17 protein-coding genes and 1 pseudogene are annotated in these 20650 nt (G+C 67.5%); 5 read left to right on the top strand and 13 right to left on the bottom strand.

The window, feature by feature from the left end:
- Positions 1-1888: PAS domain S-box protein (locus NFW30_RS10560; RefSeq protein WP_295354475.1), on the bottom strand; the 1888-nt coding region annotated here is incomplete at its 3' end.
- A gap of 507 nt (positions 1889-2395) precedes the next feature.
- On the opposite strand from NFW30_RS10560, the gene NFW30_RS10555 reads away from it, so the two are divergent.
- Positions 2396-2761, top strand: coding sequence for a hypothetical protein (locus NFW30_RS10555; RefSeq protein ID WP_295354473.1), 366 nt, complete (start codon positions 2396-2398; stop codon positions 2759-2761).
- A 320-nt stretch (positions 2762-3081) separates the two neighbouring features.
- Here NFW30_RS10555 and NFW30_RS10550 read toward each other — a convergent pair whose 3' ends face one another.
- On the bottom strand, positions 3082-3615 hold the full coding sequence (locus NFW30_RS10550; protein ID WP_295354469.1) for an AAA family ATPase: 534 nt from the start codon (positions 3613-3615) through the stop codon (positions 3082-3084).
- Positions 3616-3949: 334 nt separating this feature from the next.
- Between NFW30_RS10550 and NFW30_RS10545 the strand changes: the two genes are divergently transcribed.
- Together NFW30_RS10545 and NFW30_RS10540 are read left to right on the top strand one after the other, a co-directional pair.
- Entirely contained in the window at positions 3950-4186 is a 237-nt protein-coding gene (locus tag NFW30_RS10545; protein WP_295354466.1) for a GlsB/YeaQ/YmgE family stress response membrane protein, read from the top strand.
- A 163-nt stretch (positions 4187-4349) separates the two neighbouring features.
- A pseudogene (locus NFW30_RS10540) lies at positions 4350-5318 on the top strand (ISAzo13 family transposase); the annotation flags it as partial.
- Here NFW30_RS10540 and dnaB read toward each other — a convergent pair.
- The 11 genes from dnaB to NFW30_RS10485 all read right to left on the bottom strand — a co-directional run bounded on the left by dnaB (position 5285) and on the right by NFW30_RS10485 (position 19219).
- Positions 5285-6733, bottom strand: coding sequence for a replicative DNA helicase (dnaB, locus tag NFW30_RS10535; protein WP_295354463.1), 1449 nt, complete (start codon positions 6731-6733; stop codon positions 5285-5287). The pseudogene NFW30_RS10540 and the gene dnaB sit on opposite strands and share 34 nt — an antisense overlap.
- A 139-nt stretch (positions 6734-6872) precedes the next feature.
- Positions 6873-7331, bottom strand: a complete 459-nt coding sequence (rplI, locus tag NFW30_RS10530; RefSeq protein ID WP_295354460.1) for a 50S ribosomal protein L9 — start codon at positions 7329-7331, stop codon at positions 6873-6875.
- A 14-nt stretch (positions 7332-7345) separates the two neighbouring features.
- A complete protein-coding gene (rpsR, locus tag NFW30_RS10525; protein ID WP_034897597.1) occupies positions 7346-7621 on the bottom strand; it encodes a 30S ribosomal protein S18 in 276 nt (91 codons plus the stop codon).
- The gene (priB, locus tag NFW30_RS10520; RefSeq protein ID WP_363322090.1) at positions 7593-7973 is read right to left on the bottom strand and encodes a primosomal replication protein N; all 381 of its coding nucleotides are present in this window, start codon (positions 7971-7973) and stop codon (positions 7593-7595) included. Before priB ends, rpsR begins: the two co-directional genes overlap by 29 nt.
- Positions 7936-8316, bottom strand: coding sequence for a 30S ribosomal protein S6 (gene rpsF / locus NFW30_RS10515; RefSeq protein ID WP_295354454.1), 381 nt, complete (start codon positions 8314-8316; stop codon positions 7936-7938). The genes priB and rpsF overlap by 38 nt, the downstream gene beginning before the upstream one ends.
- 186 nt (positions 8317-8502) lie before the next feature.
- Positions 8503-10473, bottom strand: coding sequence for a TRAFs-binding domain-containing protein (locus NFW30_RS10510; protein ID WP_295354451.1), 1971 nt, complete (start codon positions 10471-10473; stop codon positions 8503-8505).
- Positions 10474-10530: 57 nt separating this feature from the next.
- Positions 10531-16515: a CHAT domain-containing protein gene (locus NFW30_RS10505; protein WP_295354448.1), complete on the bottom strand. Its 5985-nt coding sequence runs from the start codon at positions 16513-16515 to the stop codon at positions 10531-10533.
- Positions 16516-16643: 128 nt separating this feature from the next.
- Positions 16644-17486 (bottom strand): caspase family protein, encoded by an 843-nt coding sequence (locus tag NFW30_RS10500; protein WP_295354445.1) that lies wholly within the window; start codon positions 17484-17486, stop codon positions 16644-16646.
- A 172-nt stretch (positions 17487-17658) separates the two neighbouring features.
- Complete coding sequence (locus tag NFW30_RS10495) at positions 17659-18126, bottom strand: OmpA family protein (protein WP_295354442.1); 468 nt, start codon at positions 18124-18126, stop codon at positions 17659-17661.
- Positions 18127-18332: 206 nt separating this feature from the next.
- Positions 18333-18644, bottom strand: coding sequence for a cytochrome c (locus NFW30_RS10490; RefSeq protein ID WP_295354440.1), 312 nt, complete (start codon positions 18642-18644; stop codon positions 18333-18335).
- Between the two features lie 38 nt (positions 18645-18682).
- Positions 18683-19219 carry an Hsp20/alpha crystallin family protein gene (locus NFW30_RS10485; protein ID WP_295354438.1) on the bottom strand — a complete coding sequence of 179 codons (537 nt, stop codon included), beginning with the start codon at positions 19217-19219 and terminating at the stop codon, positions 18683-18685.
- Between the two features lie 192 nt (positions 19220-19411).
- Here NFW30_RS10485 and NFW30_RS10480 point away from each other — a divergent pair, with 192 nt between their 5' ends.
- A complete protein-coding gene (locus tag NFW30_RS10480) occupies positions 19412-19771 on the top strand; it encodes a thioredoxin family protein (protein WP_295354436.1) in 360 nt (119 codons plus the stop codon).
- Positions 19772-19787: 16 nt separating this feature from the next.
- Entirely contained in the window at positions 19788-20306 is a 519-nt protein-coding gene (locus tag NFW30_RS10475) for an O-acetyl-ADP-ribose deacetylase (protein ID WP_295354433.1), read from the top strand.
- Positions 20307-20650 lie beyond the last annotated feature (344 nt).

Here is a 20650-nt window from a genome sequence, read left to right as displayed (position 1 = left end):
CGTTCGCGGGATGAGCGAGCGCCTCAGCCCTCTGGGAGAGGAAGACGTAACACTCCTCGCGAACCCTCTCCAGATACTGCGACAGTTGCCGCAGTTCGTCGTTGGACGCGAGCAGGGAGTCCTGGCTTTTCTTCAGCGTAGTCATGTCGACCACGTTGACCAGCACGCCATCGATGTCGCCATTGACGTTCCGATGCGGCGCGTACGAAGACAAGGTCCAGAAAAGCCGCGGATCGTCGCGCAGATCCGCGGCTGCGGTCGGTGTCAGGAGTTCCGTCGTACCACGCAGGCGCGGCAGGAAACAGTCGGCGACGACCACTTCACCCGCCAGCGCGCGTGCGAGAAGCGTGTCGATGCCGTGCCGGCGCGCATCGGGGAACAACTCGAACAGATGCCTGCCGATCGCTGCCTCGCGGGGTAAACCGATCGTCCGCTCGAGGAAGCGGTTCCAGACGACCACCCGCAGCGTCCGGTCGTAGACCAGAAAGCCCTGTTCGACGTTGTCCAGGATCTCCTGAGTGAAGCCCTCGGCCTGCAGCCGTTCCGTGACGTCCTGCACCATCGCGACGAAGAAGTCCGCGCGGCCGTCTTCACGCCGGACCGTCTGCACGTCCGTCGTCACGGTGATGACCCGGCCATCCTTGCGGATGAAACGCTTGTCGGCCTGGAAGCCGTCACTCGCGCCGCTCAACAGGCGTTCGAAGTGCATCCGGTCGGCAGCCAGATCGTCGCGGTGGGTGAGCAGCGGCCAGTCCAGGTCGAGCATCTCGTCGCGCGCGTAACCGAGGATTTCGCAGAGGCGGTCGTTGAAATGCAGCCAGCGCAAGCTGTCCGCGGCGAGGATCGTCATGCCGACGAGCGGTAGGTCGAAGAAGAAACGGAGCAGGCGGTCCTTTTCCATGCTCTGCGCTGCCAGTTCAAGCTCGTGCGTTCTTCTCTGCTGGCGCAACAGCAGGAGGATCAGGACTGCGACGGCGAGAGCGGCCGAGGTTGCCACCACGCTGACCCAGAAAACCAGTGTTCGCAGCGGCGCCAGCACCTCGTCGCGATCGATCTTCGCCACCAGGTGCCACGGAGTGCCGCGCACCGGCTTCGTGGCAGCCAGTACGCGGACACCGCGGTAGTCCCTCCCGGCCATGATCTGCCCCGTGTCGGCCAGGACGGCACGGGCTGAGGGCAGATCGGGATCATCGAGAGGCTGACTGAAGATCAGGGCGGTGTCCCGGCGATGGCGCAATTCGTTCAGATACAACACGGTGTCTTCGTGCCGGCGCACCAGCAGCGTCTCGGCGGTCGGACTCGGCGTCGGCCAGCTCTGGATCAACGGGAAGACCACTCGTTCGACCGGCGTGTCGAGTATGACTGCGCCCACCACGCCGCGCTGGCCATCCACTTCCTTCACCAGCGGCGCGATCCAGTCCAGATGGACGCGGCCCGTGGCGCTCCGGTAGAGATCAGTCGTCGTCACCGCGGTGGTCTCGAAAGCTGCCTGCAGCGCCTTGCGTACGGGCGCTGCGGTGCTGGTTTCGTTCAACCCGGTGACGAGGACCGGTTGCGCGCCGTCGTCCACCAGCACGAAGCCGTCGTAGGCATACGCCCGCTGCAGTGTTGCCAGACGTTGCTCGATGCGCTGTCGCGCAGCGGCATCGGCACCCCGTGCCAACCGTACCGCATCGTCGATGAGCCCTGGGCTGGCGCTGAGGACCCGGGCGTCCCCGCTTCTCTCGTCCAGCCAGGCCTCGATCTGGCCCACCTTCAGGTTGGCAATCGCGTTCAGATCGGCGAACGCCTGCTGCTCCAGGCGCGGGGACTCGAGGTAGTAGATGCCCGCGCCGAGCAGGGGCACGATCGCCAGCAACCCCAGGATGATGCCTGCGATGACCCGCAAGCGAGACCGGGGGAGCAGGCCGTCGGCAAGAGAAGGGACGTTCGCTGGCACCGACCGAGGATACCCAGCTATCCAGCGGCGGTCAATCGAGCCCTCGGTCGCACAGGGCGGCCGGTCGAGGGCTGCGCCTGCACGGTCCGCGAGCGCCCGTGGCGGCCGCGAGCGCCATCGTCCCGAAACCGCTCTTCGCGACCCGGCTTTCCACTAACGGTCCGAATTCCCGGATCGGAACACCCACGCCTCCCTCCGCAAACGCGGACGGAAGAAGACTGCGCCGACCGCCTCCCGGGAGCGCTCGCGCCCCGGGGCCCGCACGACGTCCGACCAGCCGCTCCCTGCGGCCCCCCGCGTCGATCGGCTGCCGGCATTGCACGGCGCAGCGACGATTGCCCGCAGGGCGGCCGTTGACGATGTGTTGCACGACCAGAGATACTTGTCCCATGGCGGGTGAGTTTCCGATCCTTCGATCCGTGATGCGCTGATGACATGCCTCTGGGCGCCCCCATCGTGAGCGTCAATCCCCGCCACCTTCTGGCCATCGCTTACCTGCTCGCGCTGGGCGTACCGCTGCTGCCGCCGTTGATCGACTGGCTCTCGCCGCCACCTGTCATCGGCAGGCTGGAGTCGGAAGTCGAACCCGTCGGCGCGCTGTTCCAGGCGCTCGCTGTCGCCGGCCATGCCTACCGCAGCTTCCTGATCGCCGTGTCCTGCGCGCTGCTGGCCGTGCTGAACACGGTGGGCGCCTGGTGGCTGTGGCGGCATGCGCCGGCCGAATCCGCAGCGGCGCCCTCGGCGATCCGGCTCTGGGCGCCGGTACCCATGGCGCTGCTCGGCCTGATCGTCGCATACGTGCTCAACGACCTGCTCGCCTGAAGCGGCAAGGGCGGCAAGGCCCGTGCCGGAGCACCGCCGCCACGCGCCGGCCGCAGTGCTCGCTGGCGTGGCGTCAGGCGGCCGTGCTGGCGTTTGCGCGAGGCAACGAGCGCAGACGGTCCAGACAGCGGGATGCCGCCTGCGCAAGAGGGAGAACGGCTTGACGTTGCGACCGGTTCCCGCGAAGCACCAGCCGAGGAGGCCGTGGTCGTCGGCTTGTTCAAGGGTTGTGGTCAGCGCTTCGGCGTCGGGGTGTGCCTGCTGGAGAGCGGCATCGACGGTGGCCACCAGCCGCCGCCACGTCTTCAGATAGCCGTCGTTCAGCGACTCGCGCCGATCCAGTTGCAGCAAGCGGACGGTTTCCGAGCTTCGACGCTTTCCGCGTTGGTCACCAGATCGAAGCGGGCGACGACGACTCCCGTCGCTGGATGCAGGTGGGCGTCGATCTCGTCGATCAGCACGACGCCACTGCGTTTGATGACGATATGGTCGTCAGCAGTCGTTTCCGTCAACCCGTTGACGCCGTAGATGCTGATCAGGTGCCGCAGGATGTCGGTCAGCAGGGCAAGCGCAGTCCGAGATCCGTCGCTCATTTCGCGCCAGGCGAGACGGATGCCCCTGCGGTCAACCAACCAGAGTCCATCGGAATCGACCCGATCCACCGTGATCTGGTTGGGCATCAGATCATCCTTGAGGATTTCCAGCAACACGGCCAGTTGTTCGCGCTCTGCCGGACGATTTTCCAGCTTCTTGTAGTTCAGATGGCGCAACCAGCGGTCTGCTTCCGCCAGCGATGCCGCCTCCTGAAACATCCTGGCAAAGCGGGCGGTCGTCGGCGAAACCATTTGCTGCATGGCTTCGGCAGATGCGCCGAAAACGCGACGAAATGACCCGTAGCCGCAGGAAAGCCAGCCGTTGGCACTGCTCGCCCAGATGGTTCTGTCGGGTGTCTGATACGTCGCCGGCTTCCCATCCGGAGTGGCAACCTGAAGCGATGTCTCTTTTCCGCCGTTGGTCAGGGTGATCCGGGCTGGAAACGTCGACCCGGTTGACGATGGGTTGCTCGAGCGGAGATACTCCCTGCATGGCGGTTGCACGACCCATCATTCCCCGCCGGCAGCCAGGCCAACTGAAGACCGCCGTCCCGTCATCGGCAGAACGGCCGACGCTCCCCTCCAGGACAAGACCATGGATCTCATCGTTACCCTGATCGTCGGCCTCATCGTCGGCGCCATCGCCAAGTTGCTGTTGCCCGGCCGCGACCCGGGCGGCGTGATCGTCACCACCATCCTCGGCATCGCCGGCGCCTTCGTCGGCAACTTCGTCGCCAGGGGACTGGGACTGCATGCGCCGGTTGGCTGGATCGGCTCGATCCTCGGTGCCATGCTGATCCTGTTCGTCTACCGCCTGCTGAAGAAGCGCTGAAACCGGTGGCAATCCGCCAACCGGCGGCGCTGCGACCAAGCCGCAGCTGCGGATCCATCTGGCATGGCATTACCGCCGGTGGCCGCAGGTTCGCAACCGCAGGCTAAGGCGTTAAGCAAGAATAACTTGTGAACATTTGTGATGATTGGCCTACGGCTTCGCCATGGAGCAGGAGTTAGCCATAGAAGCTCAGTATCAAGCGCTGTGTGGAAGGCTGGATGAGGCCACGCTTCGCCTTTGGGCGGCGACGGAGGCACGAAGCCTGGGGCGTGGAGGTGTCACCTTGGTCGCCAAGGCGACTGGCGTGTCGCGCACAACGATTCATGCCGGTTTGAGTGAACTGAATGCACCGGTGGCGGCCGGGGAGCAAGGCGTACAACTCCGAGCGCGAGCGGCAGGAGGTGGGCGAAAGAAGCTGATTGACAAGGATGCCAGCTTGCTGAGCGATGTCGACGCCCTGGTGGAACCGACAACGCGTGGTGATCCGATGTCGCCGCTGCGCTGGACCTGCAAGAGCACCTATCGTCTGGCTGAAGAACTGAGGCAGCAGGGGCACACGGTCAGCCAGCGAAGCCTCTGTGATTTGTTGAGTTTGGCAGGTTTCAGTCTGCAATCAACGCGAAAGACCCGAGAGGGTGGGCAGCATGAGGACCGCGATGCCCAATTCGGCCACATTGCCCGCACCGTTGCGGAGTATCAGGCGGTAGGCAATCCGGTCATCTCGGTAGACACCAAGAAGAAAGAGTTGATCGGTGACTTCAAGAATGGCGGCAAAGAGTGGCAACCCAAGGGAAAGCCAGAAGAAGTCCGGGTTCATGACTTCATTGACCGTGAACTCGGCAAGGTCGCACCCTACGGGGTTTATGACTTGACCACCAATACCGGCTGGGTCAGTGTCGGTATCGACCACGATACCGCCGAATTCGCCGTCGAGAGCATCCGGCGCTGGTGGCGTGAAATGGGACAGCTGACCTACCCGAATGCTCGCCGTCTGCTGATCACCGCGGACGGCGGTGGCAGCAACGGCTATCGCGTGCGCCTATGGCGAAGGGAGTTGCAGAAACTGGCGGATGAACTGCGCATGACGGTTCAGGTTTGTCATCTCCCGCCCGGGCTGGCAAAACTCTCGAAGCGCGTGTATTCGCCAAGGAAGGTCAGGCGCACGGTGCCGATCGGACCGTTGCGCTGCTTGCCGATGATGATCTCGGCGACGCCCTTTTCAGGCGTGTCCGGGTTATAGACCTCGTCGCGGTAGATGAACATGATCACATCCGCATCCTGCTCGATGGCGCCCGATTCGCGCAGATCGGACATCACCGGACGCTTGTTCGGCCGCTGCTCGAGCGAGCGATTGAGCTGTGACAGCGCCATCAGCGGCACGCCGAGTTCCTTCGCCAGCCCCTTCAGCGAACGTGAGATCTCGGAGATCTCGGTCGCCCGGTTCTCGCCATGTGAAGTTGCCGACATCAACTGCAGGTAGTCGATGACGATCAGCCCGAGCTGGCCACACTGACGGTAAAGGCGGCGGGCACGCGCCCGCAGGTCGATCGGGTTGAGGGCCGGCGTCTCGTCGATGTAGATCGGCGCCTCGTGCATGCGGCCGAGGGCGAACGACAGGCGCGACCATTCATCGTCGTTCAGGCGCCCGGTACGCACGCGGTGCGCGTCGAGGCGGCCGACCGAACAGAGCATGCGCATCGCCAGCTGCGTGCCACCCATCTCCATCGAGAAGATCGCCACCGGCAGCCCGACCTCGAGCGCCACATGCTCGGCAATGTTCATCGCGAACGAGGTCTTGCCCATCGACGGTCGACCGGCGACGATCAGCAGGTCGCCGCTCTGCAGACCGGACGTCTTGCCGTCGAGATCGTGGTAGCCGGTCGGCACACCGGTGATGTCGGACGGGTTGTCGCGATCGTGCAGCTCCTGGATCCGTTCGACGACCTGCGTCAGCAGCGGATTGATGTGGACGAAGCCAGTCTGATGGCGGAAGCCCCCCTCGGCAATGGCAAACACCTTCCCCTCGGCTTCGTCGAGCAGCGTCTTCGCGTCGCGGCCGAGCGGGTTGAGCGCACTGCCGGCGATCTCGTCGCCGGCCGTCACCAGCTGGCGCAGGATCGCGCGTTCGCGGACGATCTCGGCATAGCGACGGATATTTGCCGCCGACGGCGTGTTCGCCGCCAGTTCGCCGAGGTAGGCAAGGCCACCGGTCGCCTGGCCCCCGCCGGCGAGATCGAGACTCTCGGCGACCGTTACCGCGTCGGCCGGCTTGCCGCTCTCGAGGAGCTTGCGCATCTGGCGATAGATGCGCCGGTGCTCATCGCGGTAGAAATCCCCTTCACCGACCAGGTCGGCGATCCGGTCGAATGCCGCGTTGTCGAGCAGCAGGCCCCCGAGGACCGACTGCTCGGCTTCCAGCGAATGGGGTGGCACACGCAGTTCGGGCAGTACGGAGTCGGGCTGCGGGCTGCTCCCGCGCCCCGGTCTGCGCCCGGCAGGGCGCCGTGGCCCGTCATCGGGGCCGGATGCATCGGACGAACTGGCCATCGGGAATCCAGGACGAAAGGAACGAGCAAGGCCCGGAGTCTAGCGCGCCGGCGCACGCTCCGGGGCCCAAAAGCAGAAAAGCCTTGCCATGAGGCAAGGCTCGCTGCCGACCACAGGCGCTGGCGCCTGTCGGCCTGCCCTAGATCTTCGCCTGCTCGATGACCACGGCGACCGTGATCGTCGCCAGCACGTCGCTGTGCAGGGCCACTTCCAGCTGCGTCTCGCCGATCGTCTTCAGTGGTCCACCCGGCATGCGTACGGCCGACTTCTCGATATCGAAGCCTTGCGCACGCAGGCCGTCGGCGACGTCGAAGTTGGTCACCGAACCGAACAGGCGACCGTCGACGCCCGCCTTGCGCTCGATGCGCACGACGATACCCGCCAGCTTTTCGGCATAGGCCTGCGCGTCGGCCAGCTTCGCCGCTGCCGCCTGCTCGAGTTCGGCCCGCTTTGCCTCGAACTCCTGCAGCGCCGCCGGCGTCGCGCGCCTGGCCTTGCCGGTCGGAATCAGGAAGTTGCGCGCGTAACCGTCCCTCACCTTGAGCAGGTCGCCGAGATTGCCGAGGTTGGCGACCTTCTCCATCAGAATGATTTGCATCGTCGTCTCCTCGCTTACTGGTGATTGTCGGTGTAGGGCAACAGCGCCAGGAAACGAGCACGCTTGATCGCCACCGACAGCATCCGCTGATAACCCGCCTTGGTACCCGTCAGGCGGGCCGGCATGATCTTGGCGTTCTCCGCGATGTACTCCTTGAACAGATCGACATCCTTGTAGTCGATCTCCTCCATCTTCTCGGCAGTGAAGCGGCAGAACTTGCGCCGCTTGAAGAGACCGCTTCCGCGCTTCTTGACGTTCTTGTCATCCTTCTTCTTGAAAAACCTTGGCATCTTGATTTCCTTCGACAAATTCGATCTTGGTCACATGCAGCCGCGGCTGCCTGCTGTGGCGACTGCGGGCAGCGAGAAAGCCGCTCAACTGCAGCCGCACCCCGGGATTCGCTGCCTGCAGCCACTGCGCCGTCTCGCCGAGAGCGATCGCCTGCACCTCACATTCGACACGGCGGCTACTGCCGGACTCGAGCTGCTCGGACTGGTGACCGATCAGGCACTCGGTGACCGGCACGCCGGCCGGGGTGAAGCGCAGCGCCTTGCGCTCGAGCAGGACGCCGCCGAGCTCGACACGGTTGAGCAGCGCCGCCGGCTCAGGCTGCTGGCTGCTCGCCGGCGGCAGCCGGGTCACGGACCTCCAGCAGCGACCGGGACTTCTCGTCCTTCATCATCGGCGACGGCGCACTGACGGCGCGCTTTGCCTTGATCGTCAGATGACGGAGGATCGCATCGTTGAACTTGAAGCCGTGCTCCAGCTCGCTCAGCGTCGCGCTGTCGCACTCGATGTTGAGCAGCAGATAGTGGGCCTTGTGCAGCTTCTGGATCGGATAGGCGAGCTGGCGACGACCCCAGTCCTCCAGGCGGTGGATCTGTCCGCCACGCGAGGCAATGAGCCCCTTGTAGCGCTCGACCATCGCCGGCACCTGCTCACTCTGGTCGGGATGGACGATCAGGACGATTTCGTAATGGCGCATGAACACTCCTTATGGCTGAAGCCCCCCGCCATGCGAGCGGTGGAGCAAGGTGAAAAGCCGGCGATTATAGCGCTCCCGGAACTTTCCCGGCAACCACTTGGCACGAACCGCAAGATCTCGCGACAGCGCCACACGGCGACCTGCGTGCCTGCATCGAGCAACGCCGCCAGCCGTGGTCAGCGGACATCACCACAGCCTGCGGGTATCGATCCAGTTCACGCGCCCGGTGCGCCGCTTCACTTCGTTGTACATGTGGCTCGTACCGCCCGGCCCATCGCCACCGCCGCCGTTCCACAGGCAGACGAAGCGCACCTTGTCGACGCCCCAGGCAAGCGCGGTATGGAGCAGCCAGAGGTTGCAGCGTTCGAAGGCGTTGACCGCCCTTCCCCGGCCTCCCGTGGGCAGCGGCCCGATTTCCTCCGGCATGATCCGCGCCTCCGCGGCCAAAGCCCCGATGACGGCATAGTAGCGCTCGCGCCACTGCTCACCGTTGCTCGCCGGCAGGATCGAGCGCTCGATGAACTCCGGTTCGGCGAACGGCAGCATCACCTGCAGGCGGGCGCCGCGTGCCTGGCAGGCCTCGAGAAACAGCAGGTCACCGCCGTTCGCCGCCTGCGACAGCGCCAGATCACCGGCAGCGACGCCAAGCTGGTCGAGAACCGCGGCAATCCGTTCGGCTGCCAGCCCTTCCCGGTCGGCAGGAAAGCGCGGCGGCGCGCGACCTGCAGCATCGACCATGTGGCCACTGAACAGCAGCACCTGCCGTGGCGCAAAGGGTGGCGTACTGCGCGCGATCTCACGCTCGACGATGCTCATGGCGGCGGCCGTCTCCGCCGGGCGAAAGTCGACGTCGCGCAGCAGGCTCAAGCTCTGCCGGCTCGATTCGAGGGCGAACCAGTCCTGGTTGGCCGCGGCGACCATGTGGCTGAACTCCCGGCGCACCGATTCGACCGGCGCCAGCAGCAGGCACGCCTCGGCATGGCTGGCACGCGCCCAGTAGTCCTTGCGATCACGCTCCTGCGCCGTCAGGCTGGCCCAGCGCACGCCCCCTGCGAGATTCTCGATCAGCCGCTGATCGCTGTCGCCACCCAGATGCTGCCGCAGCAGCATCAGCGTCAAGGCGTTGACGCCAGCGTAATGGTGCGCGGGATCGGCGACGAAAGCCTGGTGATAGGGATCGATGGCCTCTTCCAGCGCCGCATTCTCGAAAGTCGCGGCCTCGCGCATCTGCGCCGGCGAGAGTCCGGGCTGGCGCCAGAGCGCAGCCCAGCGCTCCTTCTCGATGCGCCCGGCCAGCGCCCAGCATTCGGCGTCGCGCGGATGATCGGCGGTCAGCCGGTGCGCCAGTTCGCGCGCTTCCTCGAAGCGGCCGAGGCGACCGAGGCAGACCGACATCCTCTCCCGGCTCAGCTTGTCGTCGGCGTCGATCGTCAAAGCCTGCTCGAACTGTTCGAGGGCCAGTTCGTACTGCTTGAGCTTGAGCAGCGCCTGCCCGGCGGTGCGCCTCGCCTCGAGCTGCAGCGCCCGCACCGGCGTCTCCCCGGCGAGGACGAGGATGTCGCCCGGCCGGTTCTTCTGCCGCGACACCTCCATCCGGCTGGCCCACTTCTCATAGGCATCGGAAAACTCGTTGCGTTCGGCAAGCAGGAGCCGGCGCCACTCCGGTTGCTCGAGCTGCGGCATCAACTGGAAGACGGGGCTCACCTTGCGCCGGGTCGAACTGGCCATGCTGGCGCAGACCATCGCCGTCAGGGCGGCGCGATCCTGCTCGACGGTCGCCGGGTCCGGCCCGCCGTCGCGCAAAGAGTAGCGCAGCTTGCGGTCGGTGTAGATGTCGAAGGGCTGACTCGGCCGCGGCCCCTGTACCAGCACCACCCCGCGTGCGCGCAGGGCATGCCGCACGCCGAGTTCGTACCAGACGTTGGGATTGTCGAGGGTGAGATCGGCGACGACGAGATCGGCGATCAGCAACTCCTGGAACATGTCGGTGCGGATGTCGCCGGCGCGCTGTTCCTCGTCGGCGCGGAACACCTCCAGCCCGGCCGCCTCGAGTGCCGGCCGGATATACTCGGCATAGACGCGATTGAAATCGATCAGTTGCCCATCGGCTGCGGGCTTGCTGCCGAAGGGCATGGCAACGAAGGCGTGTGGCGGCATCGGTTTCTCCTCGGCGCGACGGACGGTGGCAGTGGCGGCAGCCGCGGCCGGGCGACGCTAGACATCGCCTGCCGGCCGGGTGCGGCGCGGCCGGCGGGATCGGGGCGGCGCGTCGCCGGCCGCAGGGGAAGCCGCGACGTCGGCCGCCCGGCGTCCGGTGCCTGGCCAGACGTGCTCGGCCAGTGCGCCCAGGCGCTCGGCCGCGAGCTGCCACCCCGAATCGCCAGTGCTCACCCGACGAGCGGCGCAGAGTCGTGACAGCATGCCGATCTGGCTGACGATCGAGTCGAGATCGCGCGGCCTCAGCGCCAGGTTGGCCAGCGTCTCGCCGTAGGCGCGGGCGACTTCCTCATGGGCCCGCGCGCCGGGTTCGCCGGCCAGCAGCAGTTGCCGGTCGAGCAGCCGCTCGACCAGCAGCGCCTCGGCCGCGACGACCGCACCCCAGCCGCCGCCGTCGCCCGCGTTGCCAGCGGCGACGCCCTGCCGGCAGTGCTCGGCGAGCTCGATCGCCGCCGCACGCTGCCCGTCATCCGGCAGCAGCGCCTGCAGGGCCAGGCGATTGAGTGCATGGTAGGGACGGAACGAGCGCTCACCCGGCCTGCCCTCGCCGGCTGCGTAAGACCGCACGCTGTCCAGCAGCGCGTCGTCCATCGCCGTCACGGCAGCCGTGTCCACCGCCTGCCGCTCCCCGCTCTCGTGCCACGCGGCGAGCAGGCGGGTGGCATGGAGACTGGCCAGGCGTTTGGCGGCGCCACCGCGCAAGGCGCTGCGCTCCCCACCCGCCGTCGCCGGCGCCGCCGCGTCCTGTTGCCCGCCGGCAGCGGCAACGACCTGCTCGAGATCGGCGAGGCGTGCCAGAGCCCTCTCGATCAGCCGGGCATCGGCGCTGGCCTCGCCCAGGCGCGCCTCGATGTTCGCCAGCTGCTCGATGGCGCCGATCGGCACCTCGCTTGCGTCATCGTCGCTGCGCAAGGCATCGAGATAGCAGGCACGCGCTTCGGCAAACTGGCCGAGGTCGGCCCACAGTGCGCCGACGGCGAACTGCACGGACGGCAGGCGCAGCCAGCCAGCCGGGCAGCGCTCCTTGAGCAGGCGGCGCAGACTCGTGGCGCAGGCATCGATCTCGCGTCGCGTCTGCTGGCGGCTGGCGCGCGCCAGACTGGCCCGCCGGCTGACCAGCTCGTCGAGCAGCTCCTCGACCGAAGCGTAGTCCGCATCGGCGTTGCCGCCGCTCTCCAGACGGGGCTCGGCCCGCCAGCCGGGATCGCCGTAGGCCTGGAAGGCACCCCAGGTGATGTCCTGCGCGTTGCTCCTCCAGACCGCCTTGCGCGCTTCGTACACCGCCTCGCCGAAGGGCAGCCGCTCGACCAGCAGATGGCGGTAGAAGGCGTTGCCGAAAACCAGTGCCCCCTGATCGTCGACCGCCCAGCCGGCAACGACGACGCAGCGCACACCACAGTCGATCAGCTCGCGCGCCACGCTGGCGGCCAGCAGGTTGCCGTCACGCACGGTCGCCTCCGGCGCCGTGGCGGCAGCCACCGCGGTGTCGATCCTGCCGAGATGACAGCAGCTCAGGAAGACCAGCTCGGGAACCGTCTCCATCGCCCGGATCTCTGCCGCGCTCAGCAGCAGCCCGTCGGAGAGGACGACGCCGCTGCGCCGCCGGCCATCCGCGTGCAGCTGGTCGAAGACGCCATGCGCCGAGATGTGCAGCAGGCGATGGTTCTCCTGATACAGTCGCGTCAGGACGTCGCAGGCGCGCCAGTCGGCACCGATCGCCGACAACACCTGATAACCCATCGCCTGCAGCAGGGCTGCCACTTCGTTCGCCTCGCTCTCGGCACCCGGCAAGGGTGGCGGATTGCTCGCATCCGGCCGCCGCGGGTCGGGAAAGGCGCGCGCGAAGCCTTCGACCGAGGGGTTGCCGACGACGAAGGCGCGGCGTTCGAATCCCTGCCGCACCTGCCGCCGGAACTCGGCGGTGGCAAACTGCCGGACCACCGGCGTGCGCAGCGCCAGCGGCAGCTTCTCGCCGCCGCCGCCCGGCGAGTCGGCGAACATCAGCTCCCACGGCAGGTTCGCAGTGTACTCGTCGACCACGAGGACGATCCGCTCGAGCTGCCGCGCCGCGTCCTTGAAGTCGTTCGGCACCATCAGCTGGAAAAGCGCACGCCCGAAGCTCTCCTGCCAGACGGTGCTGTGGATCTGTTGCCGCACCAGCATCTCGACGAGACCCGGCTGGCGCTGATGGACGATCGACTCGGCACGCGCCCGCTGGCCGACGTAGAGAAAGCGCAGGCGATCGCTGACCGCCGTGCGAGTCGCCCGCAGCGGCCGCCCGGCCACTTCGACGGGCGTCACCGCGCCGCCGGCCGGTGCTACCGGAGTCGCCACCACCGGCTCGCGCCGATCGGCGTCATCGGTGATCATCAGACGCGGCCAGTAGGCAGAACCGCTGCGGTCGAACAGGCGCCGCCGCCAGCCTTCACCCTGCTGCAGCTGCGGCCGACAAACGAGGGCGACCCCGTGGCGGCCGAGCAGTCCGGCCAGCCGCTCGGGCACCCGGCGCAAGGCGTAGGCGGCGGTGATCGCGGTGTCCTGGTACAGCTCGACGATCTCCACACGGCTCACCCGCATGTGACGCCGTGTTGCCTCGTGGAAACGCGCGTTCGCCTCGATGACCCCGCGCACCAGCGCCTCGACCGAAGCCGCAACCGAAACGCTGGCCGACGAGTTGTAGCCGAGGAGCAACGTCGCCAGCGGCAGGTCGCGATCCTCGTCACCGAGGACGTCGATCGCCTGCAGCAGATAGCGCAGCACGCCCGCCCGCACGGCGGCAGTCAGATCCTCGATGTTGAGGCTGCCATCGTAGCGCCCGAGGCCACAGACGACGGCACCGCGGAGGCTGCCACGGCGCCTTTCCTGTGCATTCGGCAGCCGCAGCACGACGGTCGCACTGCCCCGCGGTCCGGCATAGAGACCGAGGTTGTAGCGCTCGCCGAGATCGCCGGCGAGCAGTTCGCGGTCGATCAGCGCCTCGGCGCCGGAAATCGGATCGAACTCGTAGTGACCGAGCAGGACCGGCAGATCGAGGAAACGCAGATCCATCGCCCGCACCGCCACCTCCAGGCGGCGCTTCGAGCGTGGCGCGACGCGGTTGCGCGGCGCGCCACCGAGCAGTCCGACGGCTACCGCTTCACCGCTCGCCAGCGTCGGCGGCCCGGCATCATAGACGAGTGGCCGCGCCTCGCCATCGCCACGCACTGCCGGCGGACTGCGCAGCAGCGCGCCGGTGGCGCCGCTGTGCAGCAACTCGGCGAGCGCCGGATGGTACTCGCTGGTCGATGGCAGGTCGCCGTGCTGCGCCGGCATGTAATAGTAACTGCCGATGTTCTCGATCCGCCCGGAAGCCCAGGTCACCGTGCCGTCACCCTGCGGCGTGCCGACCAGCTTCAGCCGCCCCTTCTCCTCGCGGATGCCGCACGGCGTGTTGCGCGCAACGCCGAAGACATAGACCGACTGCTGCTCGTACTCCTTCGGCAGGGTGGGCGTCGCATCGCCATCCTGCCGCCACAGCCAGCTACCCTCGTCGAGCTCGATCTGGCTGGGTGTCGCCGAGTTGCCATCGCCAAACCAGAAATCCTTCACCTTCGGGCGGTAGCCCTGCCAGGTCTCGGCCCGCTGCAGCTGCTGCCCGTTCAGGCCGCCGTCCGGCTGCCCCTGGAAGCAGTCGACGAAACCCGGCTTCGGCAGCAGTTGCAGGGCGCCACGGAAACCGCAGACGAGCTGCAGCACTTCGCGCATGTCGTGCCGGACGTCGAGGCGCACCAGCGAGCGCAGCGTGTCTCCCTTGCCGAGCAGATTCTCGACCATCGAGTAGGCACCCTGGTTCGGCGTGCCGAGCATCACGAGCCGCGCGCCCGGCCGCGCCATCAGCGCATCCATCACCGGCCGCCGCCGGTGGATGCAGGCGCGCACGACCAGGCCACCCATACTGTGGGCCAGCAAGCGGATCGGCTGCCGCGTCTCCTGCAACAGCCGATCGAGCAGCGCCGCCAGCCGTTCGCCAAGCACGTCGAGTGGCTGCCGCCAGTCGTAGGCAAAGCACTCGACACGGTGGCTGGCGGCGAGGAACCGGCACAGATCGCCATAGAACATGCCGAAGAGCTCCTCCGCCTCGACTTCCGGCTGCCCCCAGGCGATCTTGTCGAGGCCGCCGCTGGCGATGTCGAGCGGATCGAACCAGACACGGTCGCGGCGCCCGACCTGCAGATGCGAGCCCATGACGCCCGGCAGGACGACGACCACCGGCAGATCGGCGGCCGCCGCTTCGCCACCACGCCGCAGCCCGGCTGGCGGCATCGCGGCATCGGCGAAAGGCCCGGGCAACGGCTGGAAGGCCGCCAGTGACCCGACGTCGTCGCTCACCAGCCAGTCACGCAGCGCCGCGCGCGTGTCGAGGTTGCTGAAGTAGGCGAAATGCGACACCGCCGCGCCACGGTCGAAGAGCGCCCGTGCGCGCGCCTGCGGCGCGATGCCGGCATACATCGAATCGGTATCGACGACCAGGTCGTTGTCGAGGTTGTCGAAGAGCAGGAAGTCGGTCAGCAGCACCCCCAGGCGCTGCAGCAGGCCGCCGCCCTCGATGTCGCCGGCGATCACCGCCATCTCGATTCCCGGACGCACCGGCGCGTCGCGCAGCAGGCGCGCCATCGGCGACTCGGGCAGCATCGCCTCGATGCCCGGCACCAGATGGGCGCTCGTCCGCCGGCGGGCGATCTCGAGGACGACGCGCTTGCAGGCCGAATAGAGCGGGTTGCCGAAGAAGAACGGGATCTGCCCGAGCAGCGTCAGCAACCCGGAAAGGAAGACGTCGAGGTTGCCACTGGCCAGCCGTGTGCCCTGCGCCGGGCTGGCGACGCGTACGTAGCGCTGCACGACCGGTTTCTTCTCCGCCAGCTCGCTGGCCAGGGCACGCAGGAGCTGCCGCTGTTCGCCGTGCGCGTCGGCGAGTTCGCGCTGCACGACCGCTGCCGCGGCGCTGTCGGTCTCGCCGGTCGCCGGCAGGTCGGAGCGGTAGTGTTCGATCAGGCTGTCGAAGTTTTCAAGGCAGATGAGATCGCCGACCAGGCCACCGCGCGAGTGCGTCACCAGACTGAGCCGCAGCCCTGCCGGCAGCGCTGCCAGCAACTGTCGCGCATTCTCGATCGGGCTCTCGGACAGCGTGCGGTGCTCGAAGGCGTAGATGCGACCGTCGAACTGCCGCTCGAGGATGCTCCACAACTCGCGCTCGTCGAGCTGCAGATCACCGAAGCTGCCGCGCGTGCTCGACCCCGTACCGTGGACGAAGACGAGGACCGGCTCACCCGCGGCGGCGGCCACCTGCAGCTCCCGCTGCGCGCGCGCCCGCGCCTGCTCGTCGGACTCCGCTGCCGCCGTACCCTGCACCGCTTGCCAGCAGTAGATCCCCGGCTGCCGTTCCAGTCGCTTCTCGATGGCCCACATCAGGGCCTTCGTTCCGAGCCATGAAACACCCAGTTCGATGGCCTCGGAACCCCGACCCCGTGTCAGCTCACCAAGCTTCGCCCGGGCGTCGCTGATGATCGTGTCTTCGCTGGCGCCAACCGCCAGCGCGAAGACCCGGCTGATCAGGCCGCCGACGAGATCGGCGGCGAGCCCGCGCGTCGCAGCGCCGTCACCACGCAGCCGGTCGAACAGGATCTCGCCCTGGCTACCGAGCAGATCGGGACGACTGCGTGCCAGCGAAGCCTGCAGCTCGCTGGCGCTGGTGATCAGGACACCGCCGTCGGCCAGCTCGATGACCAGCACCTCGTCCGCCTGCACCTCGAACTTCTGGCTGACGGCGGCGGCGCCGCGCGCCGTCGCGCCGAGTTCGAAGCAGGCGCGCGCTTGCAGGTAGCCCGGCGGCATGAAGGGATCATCGCCGGCGTCAGTGGCGCGCCGGACGTTGCGCAGCAGTGCCGGCAGGGGCGCCTGGTCCTGCGGTGTGGCGGTCAGATCGAGAATGGTGATCGACGGCATCTTGTCCTCCTTCAGGCTCGCCGCACGAGACGGATGAACCGCGAACTGGCCGGCCGCGGCCGGCGTCAATCAAGGCAGAGCCGCCGTACGGTACGGGCACATGGCGCGCGTACCGTACGCGCGGCCGCTCAGCTGAAGATCCGGCGCTGACGCGCGTCGGCGCTGCCGAAGATCTGCGGCGTCTGTGGGTACGATGCGGAAGGCAGGCAGGCCGGCGTGATGCGCGCATGCCAGTCGGCGTAGGTGGCGGTGGCAGGCAGCGCGCGCAGCGTCTTCAACGCGTAGTAGCTGAAGGCGCCACACGGACGGCCAGCGATCCGCGCGTCGTAACTGAAGTTGTTCGGACCTTCCTTGCAACCGGCGAGCAGCAGGTCGCCAGCCATCCGCGACAGCGCGCCGGCAAAGGGCGACAGGCCGGAGGTGACCTGCACGCTCGTCAGTGGCTGACCGCTGAAACCACGCGGCAGCTGGTCGGCCGGCAGCCAGTTGCCCATCGGCATGAAACGCGGTCGCGGCGCGTCCTCGGCGTCGGGATCGGCCAGCGCCGCCCGCGTCACCGTCCCCGAATGGCAGCTGTCGGAAATCAGCTGCAGCCGCACGCCTGCCTTGCGCGCTGCAAACAGGGTGTTGATCTCGTCGTCGATCAGGGCGCCGCCACCGGTCTGCAGGTCGTATGGACACAGTGCCTCGTCGAGCCCGTCGACCTCGTCGCCATTGAGGTCCGGGACATAGGTGCCATGCCCCGAGAAGGTGATCACGACGACATCGCCACTGACTGCCGCAGCGATCAACGACTGGATGCCACTGACCATCGCCGCCTTGGTTGCCTGGCTGTCGATCAGCTTGTTGACGGCGAAACCGCGCGCCGACAGTTCGCCCGCCCAGTCGTTGGCGTCGTTGACACAGCCGCTCAAATCCATGTGCGTGCCATGGTAGTTGTTGATGCCGATGCAAAGCGCGCGTTTGCTCATGACTGCCTCCTGCGAATTGATGATTTATCGGGGATTGCGATCTCCAGTGTAGCAAGCGTCCGGCGAATGACAACCCCTGCGGGCGCAGCCCCATCCGCTGACGGCGGGAATCGGCTGGCGAAAAAAAAGCGAGCCCGCCCGGAGCTCGCTTCAACCAGCGGTCGGTGGTCGCCTACTGAACGCGGATCTCGACCCGCCGACCCTCCTCCGGACTGCCACTGCCGAGAGTCGACTCGGGACGGCGGAGCTTCACGCGCAGCGCCGGAATGCCGCCGGAGACCAGGACGTCGCGCACCGCAACGGCACGCAGCCGGGCCAGTTCGGCGTTGCGCTTCGGATCACCCGATGCATCGTGGAAGCCGGACAGGAGGACGATCGCCACCTGCCTCTCGGCGAGCACCTGCTTCGTCCGCAGCACGACCAGGTTGTCCTCGTCGACGAAGACTGCCTGATCGACGGCGAAATAGACCTTCACCAACGGCTCGCCGACCGGGGCGATCTCGCTCACGGCCGCCGTCGCCTGCGGCAACGCCGGCGACGTGCCGCCGCTGAAATAGACGGCCGCGACACAGAGCGCGATACCGCCAACCACCCCCGCCACGACACCGGCTACTTCGTCCTCATCGTCTTGCGCCGACATCCTCGTCTCCCCAGACAGATCACCGGGCCGGTCGCCCAGTCCAGGGTGGATTCTACTCCCGATGCCGCGCCCAGGATACCCGTGGTAAGGCGCCGGTGATCACCGCTCTGGCGTCGCCAGTCGGCGGCGGCGATCCCGGCGCCCCTGCCCGGCTGATCCCGGCAGCCTGCGACCCGCCAGGCAGGCATGCGACGATGCCAGCGCGCTCAATCCGACCACAGGTCGCGGTAGTGACGCGACTGCAGGAAACGGGCGACCTCGTCGATCTCATCGTCGGTCCAACCCAGCGACGCCATTGCCTGCCAGCGGCGAACCTCGGCGCGCAGGCTGCGCCAGTCGCTGACTCGCCGCGCGTCACGCCAGTGTACCTCGCGGTCGTGACAGGCGATGCAATGTGTCTCGTACAGCAGTTCACCGCGGTCCGGCGCCCGCTCCTCGCCGCCGGCAATCGCCGGCGGCAGGGCGAGTGCGGCCATGAGAACCACCTCCATCACTCTTGGCAACATGGACTTCTCCATCGCCGATCTCGCCCGGGCAGCCTGGCTGGGGCACAACCCTAGTCGATCGGCACCTGCCTGCCCTTGGCCGCCGCCGCCTTCGGCAAGCTGATCTCAAGCACACCGTCCTTGAAGCTTGCCTTGGCCGCCTCGGTATCGACCTCGACCGGCAACGACAGCGAACGCGAGAATGCGTTCGAGCGGATTTCACGCCGCCGATAGTCGCCCTTCTCGTCGACCTCCTCCTGCCTGCTCTGCGCCTGGATGGTGATCGAATCGGCGGTCAGCGAGATCGAAATCCCGTCCTTGCTCACCCCCGGCAACTCGGCCCGCACGAAGACCTCGTTCTCACGCTCGATCAGGTCGACTGCCGGCGCACGAAAGCTGGGTCCCTCGAGCCAGTTCGGCCACTCGCGCTCGAAGGGCCGCATCCAGCGACCGGGCGAGAAACCGGAGAACATCCGGTCCATCATCCGCTCCATCTGTTCGAAGCGCTCCTCGAAGCCCCTGAATGGCGCCAGTCCTCCGCGCTGGACGGCCACCGATTTGCCGCCCTGTTCTTCGCGGGCGTCGGCACCGCTTTCCTTGTCGTTCATGATTCTCTCCTCGACAGAATTGACTTCCTCTTCGCTCTCGGCAGCAGTCGGCTGCCAGTGCGGTCGGGCGGCACCGAATTGCACCGCCGCCCAACCGCCCTTACCATAACCAAAATAGTATCTGCCGATTAGAAATCAAGCGCTCTTGCGCCCTCGCCCAGCAAGACTGGCGCGGAACCGGAAGGAAGGATCATGCGAAGCAACCACACCGAGACCCCGGGCGAACCGACGCGCAGCGAGATTGACGCCTGCCGTGGTGCCCTGCTGATCGAGTTCGGCGCCCGCTGGTGCGGACACTGCCAGGCGCTGCAGGCGCCGCTTGCGGCCGCCCTGGCGGCGTACCCGGCGATCCGCCACCTGCAGATCGAGGACGGCCCGGGACGGCCGCTCGGCCGTTCCTTCGCCGTTCGCCTGTGGCCGACCCTCGTGTTCCTCCATCAGGGCCGGGAGCTCATCCGCCTCGTGCGGCCGGCGGCAGCCGAGACGATCGAGCAGGCGCTCGCCGCACTGCACCTGCAGTCGGCCAACCCCAACTGCCAGGACCTGGCCTGAGCGGGCGACCCCTGCCATGCCTGCCCAGCTGCGCGCGGTGCGCGCCGACATCACCACCCTGCAGGTGGAGGCGGTGGTGAATGCCGCCAACCCCTCGCTGCTCGGCGGCGGTGGGGTCGACGGCGCCATCCACCGTGCCGCCGGCCCCGAACTGCTGCAGGCCTGCCGGCTGCTCGGCGGCTGCCCGACCGGCGACGCGCGCCTCACCCCTGCCTACCGTCTGCCCGCCCGTTACGTCATCCACGCCGTCGGCCCGGTCTGGCGCGGTGGTGACGGTCGCGAAGCCGAACTGCTGGCCTCGTGCTACCGCCGCCTGGTCGAACTCGCCGCCGCGCACGGGATATCCAGCCTGGCGATTCCGAGCATCAGCACCGGCATCTACGGCTACCCGATTGCCGAAGCGGCAGGCATCGCGGTGAGCACGGTCCGGGCAACGCTTCCCGCAGCGCCGCAGCTGCGCGAAGTGCTCTTCTGCTGTTTCTCTCCAGGCGACCTCGCCATCTACCGGACACTGCTTGCCGACGGCAGTGCCTGAGAGCCGGCCAGCGCGCGGCGCGCCGATTCCCGGGCGGCGCGGCGCCACGCGCAGCTTGCCAAGGCGACCGGGCGCACACCACAATGGCGATGTCACGGCCAACGCTTTGCCGGCATGACGCGAGTACGGTTGCCGCCGGGATCGGCGGCGGATGAAGATGGAGCACAGCATGATGGATTTTGACGCACGTGCGGCGACCTGGGATGCGGACCCGGCGAAAGTCAGCCGCGCACTGGCCGTCGCCGCGGCAATCCGCGACCGCGTGGCGACCGGCCAGAGCACGCGGGTTCTCGAGTATGGCTGCGGCACGGGCCTGCTGGGCTTCGCCTTGCAGCCGCACTGCG

It is taken from the genome of Accumulibacter sp., from assembly GCF_023806635.1.
Lineage (GTDB): Bacteria > Pseudomonadota > Gammaproteobacteria > Burkholderiales > Rhodocyclaceae > Accumulibacter.
The sequence above is the reverse complement of the archived record's forward strand: the minus strand, read 5'-3'. Positions and strand labels throughout refer to the sequence as shown.